The organism is Rheinheimera texasensis DSM 17496 (assembly GCF_000711985.1).
Classification (GTDB): domain Bacteria; phylum Pseudomonadota; class Gammaproteobacteria; order Enterobacterales; family Alteromonadaceae; genus Pararheinheimera; species Pararheinheimera texasensis.
Map to the genome: position 1 here is coordinate 25,108 of NZ_JONU01000017.1, position 9,711 is coordinate 34,818.

The 9,711-nt window shown below is 48.7% G+C and carries 7 protein-coding genes and 4 tRNA genes; all 11 read right to left on the reverse strand.

Annotated elements, in window-relative coordinates; all coding sequences use genetic code 11:
* Nucleotides 1-213 precede the first annotated feature (213 nt).
* A complete protein-coding gene (locus Q399_RS0110530; RefSeq protein WP_031568324.1) occupies nt 214-1,947 on the reverse strand; it encodes an acyl-CoA dehydrogenase family protein in 1,734 nt (577 codons plus the stop codon).
* A gap of 261 nt (nt 1,948-2,208) precedes the next feature.
* Nucleotides 2,209-3,393 (reverse strand): elongation factor Tu, encoded by a 1,185-nt coding sequence (tuf, locus tag Q399_RS0110535; RefSeq protein ID WP_031568325.1) that lies wholly within the window; start codon nt 3,391-3,393, stop codon nt 2,209-2,211.
* Nucleotides 3,394-3,475: 82 nt separating this feature from the next.
* Nucleotides 3,476-3,551, reverse strand: a tRNA-Thr gene (locus Q399_RS0110540).
* A 10-nt stretch (nt 3,552-3,561) separates the two neighbouring features.
* Nucleotides 3,562-3,636 (reverse strand) — tRNA-Gly (locus tag Q399_RS0110545).
* Nucleotides 3,637-3,669: 33 nt separating this feature from the next.
* Nucleotides 3,670-3,754 (reverse strand) — tRNA-Tyr (locus Q399_RS0110550).
* 5 nt (nt 3,755-3,759) lie between these two features.
* A tRNA-Thr gene (locus Q399_RS0110555) sits at nt 3,760-3,835 on the reverse strand.
* Between the two features lie 107 nt (nt 3,836-3,942).
* Nucleotides 3,943-4,641, reverse strand: a complete 699-nt coding sequence (locus tag Q399_RS0110560; RefSeq protein WP_031568326.1) for a type III pantothenate kinase — start codon at nt 4,639-4,641, stop codon at nt 3,943-3,945.
* Nucleotides 4,634-5,635, reverse strand: a complete 1,002-nt coding sequence (gene birA / locus Q399_RS0110565; RefSeq protein WP_031568327.1) for a bifunctional biotin--[acetyl-CoA-carboxylase] ligase/biotin operon repressor BirA — start codon at nt 5,633-5,635, stop codon at nt 4,634-4,636. The genes Q399_RS0110560 and birA overlap by 8 nt, the downstream gene beginning before the upstream one ends.
* Complete coding sequence (murB, locus tag Q399_RS0110570; RefSeq protein WP_031568328.1) at nt 5,625-6,617, reverse strand: UDP-N-acetylmuramate dehydrogenase; 993 nt, start codon at nt 6,615-6,617, stop codon at nt 5,625-5,627. The genes birA and murB overlap by 11 nt, the downstream gene beginning before the upstream one ends.
* Before the next feature lie 63 nt (nt 6,618-6,680).
* Entirely contained in the window at nt 6,681-7,595 is a 915-nt protein-coding gene (locus Q399_RS0110575; protein ID WP_031568329.1) for a histone deacetylase family protein, read from the reverse strand.
* Nucleotides 7,596-7,599: 4 nt separating this feature from the next.
* Nucleotides 7,600-9,519, reverse strand: a complete 1,920-nt coding sequence (locus Q399_RS0110580; protein WP_245612875.1) for a GNAT family N-acetyltransferase — start codon at nt 9,517-9,519, stop codon at nt 7,600-7,602.
* Between the last annotated feature and the right edge of the window lie 192 nt (nt 9,520-9,711).

A 9,711-nucleotide genomic window follows, 5' to 3' on the forward strand; every position in this document is an offset into this window, starting at 1 on the left:
CCTTCCAATCGAAGGTCCTGTTGTGCACTGGTACACGACGCAACAATCAATGTTGTAGCTGTTTGTACCGAGTGCCAGCCTGAGTCAAAGCCAAGGCTGGACGCGCATTATACGCAATCTCAGAAGAAAAACAAGCATGTGTTTTATTTTTGAGCAATCCGCGTATAGATAAAACTGAGCCGTGTGTTTGGGCTCAGTTTTATCCGTAGCAGGCTAAATCAGCGAAGGATTGATCGTATTAAAGGACTGCTGAATGATGTGCAAGTGGCCATACGCTTTTGGCATAATCCGGCTAAAGTAAAAGTCTGCCGTTTGCCGTTTGGACGCAATAAAATCATCACCTTCCGTACACTCACTTAGTGCTGCAAGAGTCTTATTCCACATATGACCAAACAACAGGTACCCTGTCAAATCTAACAAATCACATGCATGTGCCTGAAGCAAACTCGGTAACTTTTCGTTCTGCCCAGCTAAATGACCGATTAAGTGTTCGTATTCATGTATTAACGCGGCTAACGCTGGTTGTGGATTATCCTGCAATCCGGCCGAAATCTCCTGCACAATATGCTTCATTGCCATTCCACTATCTGCAAACAGTTTGCGTCCAGCGAAATCCAACGCCTGAATGCCATTTGTCCCTTCATAAATTTGCGCTATCCGGACGTCACGTACCCACTGCTCCATTCCCCACTCTTTAATGTAACCATGGCCGCCGAAGACTTGCTGTGCCAGCACGCAACTTTCGAAACCCCGATCAGTTAAAAATGCCTTTGTAACCGGCGTCAGTAGACTTGCAACTGCCAATGCTTTCTGGTCGTTCGCAAATTTTGCCTGATCCAACTGGTGTGCAACATATACAGAAAAACTGCGACCAGCTTCAGTTAAGGCTTTTACCGTCAATAGCATACGCTGAACATCCGGGTGCTGGATAATAGGGTCCGCTTTATTCGCGTCTTGCGTCGTGACACGGCCCTGTAATCGATCGTTCGCGTATAGCCTTGCATTCTGAAGGGCCCGTTCAGCAGCGCCAACCCCCTGACTGCCCATTGCCAAGCGTTCGTAATTCATCATGGTGAACATAGCGGCAAGCCCTTTATTGGGCTCTCCCAACAAGTAACCTTGGGCATCATCAAAATTCATCACACAGCTGGCAGAAGCATGAATACCCATCTTGTGTTCGACAGAGCCGCATTGCAGGGAATTCCGAACTTCTGTCTTATTACCATTTGTATCAAGCAGGTACTTAGGAACAAGGAATAGTGAAATTCCACGAGACCCCGCTGGCGCATCAGGTATCTTAGCTAATACCAGATGAATGATGTTGTCTGTCAGATCATGTTCGCCAGCAGTGATGAATATTTTGCTGCCGCTAATCAGGTAGCTGCCATCAGCTTGAGGCTTTGCCTGCGTACGCATAATGCCTAAATCAGAACCAGCATGTGCCTCAGTCAGGCACATAGTCGCTGACCATTCACCACTGTAAAGTTTTGGCAGGATATGTTGCTTAGTTAACTCGTCGCCGTACTGCAATAAAGTCACACAGGCGCCGGCAGTAAGACCGGAATATAAAGAAAAGGCGATATCAGCGCTACACATCATTTCTTCGTACAAGGTTGCCAAGGATTTTGGCATCCCCATACCACCGAATTCAGGGTCACCGGATAATGCAGTCCAACCCCCTTCGCACAGTTGCTGGTAATTCGTTTTGTAGTGGTCGGGTGTTGTGACTTCACCTGCTTGCCACTTCACTCCGATGTCATCAGCGAGTTGCGCCTTGGGCGCAATCAGTTCAGCGGTAACTTTCCCGGCTTCATCCAGGATTGCACTGGCGGTATCAGCTTCGATTCTTTCCGCGAGGATGCTGTTCTGTGACCAAAACTGTTGTACTTTCCACAGCTGGAACAGGTTGAACCGCATATCAGCTAATGGTGCCTGGTAAATACTCATAACAACTCTCCATCTGGTACGATGAGTTAGTTCTATCAGAATCTGACTCAATTTTCAAACACTTGTTTGAATACCGCAGAATTTAATAAGACTAGTTGCAATAAATACGTTACGCGAGCACGGCAGGAACTGAACTTATAATAAATTGGGAGCAGAATCAGGAATCCCAAATTCGCAGATGAAAAGCTAAGGAACACGACTTTGGAATAAGATTTTGAAAACAAAAAGGGCTCCTTCGGAGCCCTTTCTATATCCAGACTATTACGCCAGGATCTTCGCTACTACGCCCGCACCTACTGTACGGCCGCCTTCACGGATTGCAAAACGCAGACCTTCGTCCATCGCGATTGGGTTGATTAACTCAACCACAAACTTCAGGTTGTCGCCTGGCATTACCATCTCTACGCCTTCTGGCAGCTCTACTGCGCCAGTTACGTCAGTTGTACGGAAGTAGAACTGTGGACGGTAGCCTTTGAAGAATGGCGTGTGACGGCCACCTTCGTCTTTCGACAGAACGTATACTTCGCCTTCAAACTTAGTGTGTGGCTTGATTGAACCTGGCTTCGCCAGTACCTGACCACGTTCTACGTCTTCACGCTTAGTACCACGTAACAGCGCGCCGATGTTCTCGCCTGCACGACCTTCGTCTAACAGTTTGCGGAACATTTCAACACCGGTACAAGTGGTTTGTACTGTGTCTTTCAGACCAACGATTTCTACTGCTTCACCAACTTTGATGATACCTTGCTCTACACGACCAGTTACTACTGTTCCGCGACCAGCAATTGAGAATACGTCTTCGATTGGCATGATGAATGGCTTATCGATTGCACGGACTGGCTCTGGAATGTAAGTGTCCAGGGCGTTACCCAGTTCCAGGATCTTCTGTTCCCAAACTGCGTCGCCTTCCAGACCTTTCAGCGCTGAACCACGGATAACCGGCAGGTCATCACCTGGGAAATCATAGTCTGACAGAAGCTCACGAACTTCCATCTCTACCAGCTCTAACAGCTCTTCGTCGTCAACCATGTCACATTTGTTCATGAACACGATGATGTAAGGAACGCCTACCTGACGAGATAACAGGATGTGCTCACGAGTCTGTGGCATTGGGCCGTCAGTCGCAGCTACTACCAGGATTGCGCCGTCCATCTGGGCAGCACCAGTGATCATGTTTTTAACATAGTCAGCGTGGCCCGGGCAGTCTACGTGTGCGTAGTGACGGGTTGGAGTATCGTATTCAACGTGAGAAGTGTTGATCGTGATACCACGAGCTTTTTCTTCTGGCGCTTTGTCGATTTGGTCAAATGCGAAAGCCTGACCGCCGTAGTGCTTAGCCAGTACGTTGGTGATAGCTGCTGTCAGAGTTGTTTTACCGTGGTCAACGTGGCCGATTGTACCTACGTTTACGTGCGGTTTGTTACGTTCAAATTTAGCCTTAGCCATGTTGTAGACCCTTTTTAAGCAAAAACGGCGGTTGTATAGATTCGGATGTGGATATTATCGCAAGAGGAGGCAAACTGTGAACTGGTGCTGATACCCAGAATCGAACTGGGGACCTCATCCTTACCAAGGATGCGCTCTACCGCCTGAGCTATATCAGCATTTTCTGTCTGGAGCGGGCAGCGGGAATCGAACCCGCATCATCAGCTTGGAAGGCTGAGGTAATAGCCATTATACGATGCCCGCGGCCTACTCGTAGCTATTGTTCACTGGCGAAGATGGTGGAGGGGGAAGGATTCGAACCTTCGAAGGCAGTGCCGGCAGATTTACAGTCTGATCCCTTTGGCCACTCGGGAACCCCTCCACTAATGGTGCCGCTTATCCGAGTCGAACGGATGACCTACTGATTACAAGTCAGTTGCTCTACCAACTGAGCTAAAGCGGCTACGTCAGTGGCTGCGAATTCTAGTGGAATGATCCGGGTGTGGCAACTGAAAATCAGCAAAAAGCCAATATTTTTATACTGAATGCTCAATAGATCGCCAAATCAGGTTAATTGGCGATATAACGGGTCATACCGCGGAAAATCAGTAAAGGCTCAATTTCTATTGGTAAGCCTCCCAGAAACGGCATTAATACAGCGGCATCACCACCGGTAAGTAACATTTTCGCATTGGGTGCCAGCTGATTAGCCTGCCTGATCACTGCAAGAATTGCCGCGAATACCCCGTTTTGCAGGCAACTCGCAGTATCTTGGGCAAATGCCAGCTGAAACTGTTGCTGGTCGCGATTAAACACTCTGGCGGTATAGTTCGTTACAGCCTTTTGTTGCATATGAATGCCTGGCACAATCCAGCCCCCCTGATGCTGGCCTGATGCACTGAGATGGTCGATAGTGAGCGCAGTGCCGGCGTCTATCACTAAAAGTTCGGTGTCTGGATAATGTTGTTGTGCCCCGAGCATAGCTAGCCAACGGTCCACGCCCAGTGTTTCTGGTTTTATGTAACTGTTTACCAGTTGTTCTTTTTGCGCCTCGCTGCGGATTTGATGCCAGGGGATGCCGGTCAGCTGCAGATCGGCTTTTAACTGCTCTAACCGTGCATCGGTCGCTACCGAGGCAAAATAGACTGCCAACGGTTTTGCTGGCAGTGGTCCCGGACAATCTGACAAGGCGGATAATCGGCCGTGCTGATAAAAAACTGCTTTTACTCGGGTATTACCGATATCCAACAGTAAAATTCCGTCAGTCATTGTGCCCTCTTAGACTCAGCTCTCCGCCATAAAAACTTTTCAGTTGCTCATCCTGTCGCAGAAGCAATCCGCCCTGCAGGTCAACTCCACAACAAACGCCGTACTGAGGTTCTGTGCTCCCTGTAAGGCGGACACTGAGACCAGCAAACTCATCGCGCCGGTTAAATTCTTCAGCGAAGGCAGCAAAACCCTTTTTTTCAAAAACCGGCAAAGTTGTGACTAACTCCTGCTGCAACATAGCGATCAACTGGTTACGATTCACTGGACTCTCGACCTCTGTCGACAAGTCCGTGAAAGCTTGGCCAATCATTGAGGCGCCTGATGCCGGCATATGAATATTCAAACCAACCCCTATCACAACATCACAATCAGCATGGGTCTGTCCCGTCAATTCAACCAAAATGCCACCCAGTTTTTTATGGCTGGCATATAAATCATTCGGCCATTTAAGCTTGATCTCACAACCGTAAAGACGCTCAACTAACCTTGCCACCGCGATACCGACCACCAGGCTTAGACCCATCGCTGCCTGGATCCCATGCTGCAGTTGCCAGTACATTGAAAAATACAAATTACAGCCAAAAGGTGAATACCATTGGTTCCCGCGTCGGCCTCTGCCTGCGGATTGCGCCTCTGCGACGATGGCCTGACCTTTTTGTAAGACCTGCCCTTCCTGCAGTCTTTTCAAGAGTTGCGTGTTGGTTGAATCAGTCAAGTGCTGCAGCAAAATCTCGGGCCTGCCCGCACCTTGCAATTGCTTAATCTGCGCCATATCCAGCAATTGCAACGGCTGCGCCAACCGGTAGCCTTTGCCGGAAATTGCAAAGATATCAAGGCCGACTTGTTGTAACTGGTCGATATGCTTAGCAATCGCCGCTCTACTGATGCCGGCGAGCTGGGCTAAAGCCTCACCCGAATGGGTTTTACCATCAGATAACTGCTGTATTAACTGACGTTGTAATGCCAGCGTTTGCGGCTGTTGCTTAGCGCTCATGCAACATCCTTACTTCCGGCTCTAAACAAATGCCAAAGCGCTGTTGGACAGTCGCGATTATTAAATCCATCCACTGCTCAAGGTCTGCGGCTGTGCCATGCCCGTAATTCACCAGAACCAGGGGCTGCAACTCATAACAACCGATATCACCCGAGCGTTGCCCTTTAAAACCAGCTTGTTCTATTAACCAGGCTGCCGCCGTTTTGATTTGGCCACCAGCTTGCGGGTAGGCTGGCAATTGCGGATGCAGCTGTTTCAGTTCAGAAAACTGTTCGACAGTCAGCAACGGGTTTTTGAAAAAGCTTCCGCAATTGGCCAGCACCTGCGGATCCGGTAGTTTACTGCGTCGCACCTGTAGCACAGCCTGATATACATCACTGACGCTGCAATTTACTGAAAGATGATCTAGTCCTTTGTAATTGAGCTTTGGTGCGCCGTCTGCATGAAGTCTCAAACCGACCGCGACTATGACGCCTCTGCCTTCCAACGCGCGTTTAAAAATGCTGTCTCGGTAGCCAAAAAGACACTCTAAGTTACTCAGTCGCTGAACTTGCTGACTGTCCCAATGGAAAAAGTCGACATAAACGCAACTGTCTGTGAGTTCCACACCATAAGCGCCTATGTTCTGGACTGGTGCAGCGCCAACAGAACCCGGGATCAACGCCAGGTTTTCCAGACCCCACCACCCCCGATTGACGGTATAACTGACTAGTTCGTGCCAGTTTTTGCCGGCTTCGACGTGTAGCAGTATGCCGTCTGCCTCCTGTGTTTCAGTCACTGACTTTGCGACATAACGCAGAACAGGCTGCTGAATGTCCGTCAGGAAAATGCTGTTGCTGCCCTCACCGAGGATGAGTGGAGCTTTTGCTGCATCGATTTGCCGGAGATCAGCTTCGGTCTCACACAGAAGTACCTGATGCAGAACCGCAGGTAACCGGAATGATGAATATAGGCGGGCATCCTGCTGCTGCAGCTTTCGCATGGTAAACACTCAACAAGCTAAAAGCGCTATTGTAATGCAAGCACGCGGCAGGCAGAAATATTGTTACAACCAGCTTTTTAGCATGGCAACCACTGAACGGCCTAAAGCACTGTGGTCATAGCCACCTTCCAGACATGCGACTATTCTGCCATGAGAACTTTGTTGCGCTATCGTTTTCAGCTGCTGTGCAATCCAGGCGTAATCAGCTTCGTGCCATTTCAAATTCGCCATTTCGTCTTCATAGTGCGCGTCAAATCCGGCAGACACTAAGACCAGTTGCGGTGCGAAATCAGCGATTTTATCTATCCATTGTGTGGTGACGCCCTGACGAAATGCAGACCCATCAGAGCCAGCTGCTAAAGGCAGCTTCAAAATATGCGTTGTTTCGGTCAGATCCGGGTGTGGATAAAACGGATACTCAAATGAGGAGCAAAATAGAATACACGGGTCATTTTTTACTATTTGTTCAGTACCATTGCCATGGTGCACATCAAAATCCAGAATCAGGATACGGCTCAGGTGATATTGCTGCAGCGCATACTTTGCAGCTACTGCAATATTGTTAAACAAACAAAAGCCCATGGCCTGTGCACTTTCAGCATGATGCCCAGGCGGCCTGATTGCACAGAATGCCTGAGCATTTTCTCGTTGCATCACCCAATCAACAGCGTTGATCGCAGCACCTGCGGCGAACCGAGCGGCCTCGAGCGAACGGTTCATGATGGCGGTATCGTCGTCGAGCCATACCGATCCTTGTTCCGGGCTTTTGTCTATAACATGACGGATATAGGCTTTATCATGCGCCAGTGCTAATTGTGCGTCTGTTGCCGCAGTCGCCGTCTGATGACTGATGGCATAATCAAGGCCAGAGCTTAGTAGCTGGTCAAAAATTGCATGTAAACGTCCGGGCTGTTCAGGGTGATCGGTACCCAGGTTATGTTTATTGCAAGCCGGATGACTAAAGATAACCACTGACATAAAGCTATTGTCCTATTGGTTTTGCGGCCGGCTCAGATTGCAGCTGCAACTGCAGATTTACCTCATCTGGCTCTTCGCTGCGAACTCTGCGAAAGCCGGCACGTTCAAACACGGTCAGCATAGGCTTATTTTCTACGCGAACAAAGGCGACCATAGTCGCAATACCGCGAATGCGGGCAATACTAATCATTTCCTGCAATAAAATAGTGGCCATGCCTTTGCCTTGATGTCGCTCCCGAGTGACAAATGCAACTTCACAACTATTGTTGTGTTCTATCAGGTAATAACGACCTACCGCCTGAATTTCCAGCACAGAACCATGTTGGCGAACAATACATAAAGCGAGATCCCGGGACTGGTCAACACTGACCAGTGAACATGATTTTTCTCTGCTTAGTTGTTTCGGGTGATGATTGTAACGCAGTAGCAAAGTTTCTTTGGTGTGAGAATAGAAGAATTCCTGTAGTCTGCGTTCATCGGCAGGGTTGAGCGGTCGCAGATCAAAGGACTCGCCACCAATATGTAAGATCTTCAGCCCGACGTCGCCTAGCTCAGGTACATCCATCGGCCGCATTACCTGATAGTTAGGTACCCAATAATGCTTGCGTACCTCATCCAGCAGCGCCGGACGGAACTTAGGATGCGCGACGCGAATCAGCTCCAGTGCTCGTTCCCGAATACTCTTTCCCCGCAGTGATGCAACGCCATATTCAGTCACGACATAATGCACATGCCCGCGCGACGTGACGACACCACTGCCTTCGGAGATTGTCGGCACTATGCGTGATACGGTGCCATTTTTGGCGGTCGATGGCAGGGCAATAATCGGCTTACCACCTTTACTCATCGATGCGCCGCGGCTGAAATCAACCTGGCCACCGATCCCGCTATAAAACTGATACCCCAGCGAATCCGACACCACCTGGCCGGTTAAATCCACTTCAAGTGCGCTGTTGATTGACACCATATTGTCATTTCGGGCTATGTTTGTCGGCGAATTCACATATTCACTGGGATAAAACTCAACATGTGGGTTTTGATTCACAAAATCATATAGTTGCTGCGTACCAACTGCAAAACTGGTGACAGTTTTACCCGGATGAAAGGTCTTTTGACTGTTGTTGATCACGCCCTTTTTCATCAAATCAATGATGCCATCGCTGATCAATTCACTATGGACCCCTAGATTCTTATGATTACCCAAGTACTGCAGCACCGCTTCGGGGATCTTCCCAGTACCAATTTGCACAGTCGCACCGTCTTCAATCAACATTGACACGTACTGGCCGATCCGCTCAATTCTCTGCTCGAAGCCAACAGGGGCAACTTCAGGTAATGGCTGTGACTGCTCAATCCAGGCGTCAATTTTACTGATGTGCACATAAGCATGGCCACTGGTACGAGGCATCAACGGATTAAACTGAGCAATAACTTTTTTTGCATTGCGGATAGCTGCAGAAACTACATCAACCGAGACACCAAGTGAGCAATAGCCGTACTCATCCGGCGGGCTCAACATGACTAGCGCGGCATCGAGCGGTAGTATATTTGAACTGAATAAAGTTGGTATTTCTGACAAAAAACACGGTGTATAGTCAGCACGCCCTTCTGCAACAGCAGCTCTGATCTTCTGACCGGCAATAAATAAAGTATTTACTTTAAAAAGGTCTTTGTACTGAGGTTCAACCCATTTTTCGTCGGAAATTGTCTGGATATGCACAACTTCAATGTCATGCAGTTGATTTGCATTGGTAATCAGGTCATCAATCAAAGCGTTTGGGACTGCGGCATTAGATCCGATGAAAATCCGATTCCCTGATTTCAGCAGGTTGCTCCACTCTAATCCATGTTGTTTTGGTAAAGCCATTCCGTTAAGCCGATGATGTTGATTTTTTACAGTATCGCGCATGCGGGATTTTAACATTTGATCTGCAGCAAACTGATGGAATAACCATGAGTCTAAAGGGCGTTGCCCGAATTAGCCATCAGACTTTTGTGTAGACTTCGCTAGTATGGCGCCAAACTGTTGGCTTTGGAGATTTTAAGGCTTCAACATCGCGGCTTCTTGATAGTCTGCACCCTCGCAGAGCTTCGGGTGTGCTCCCCCGGAATGATG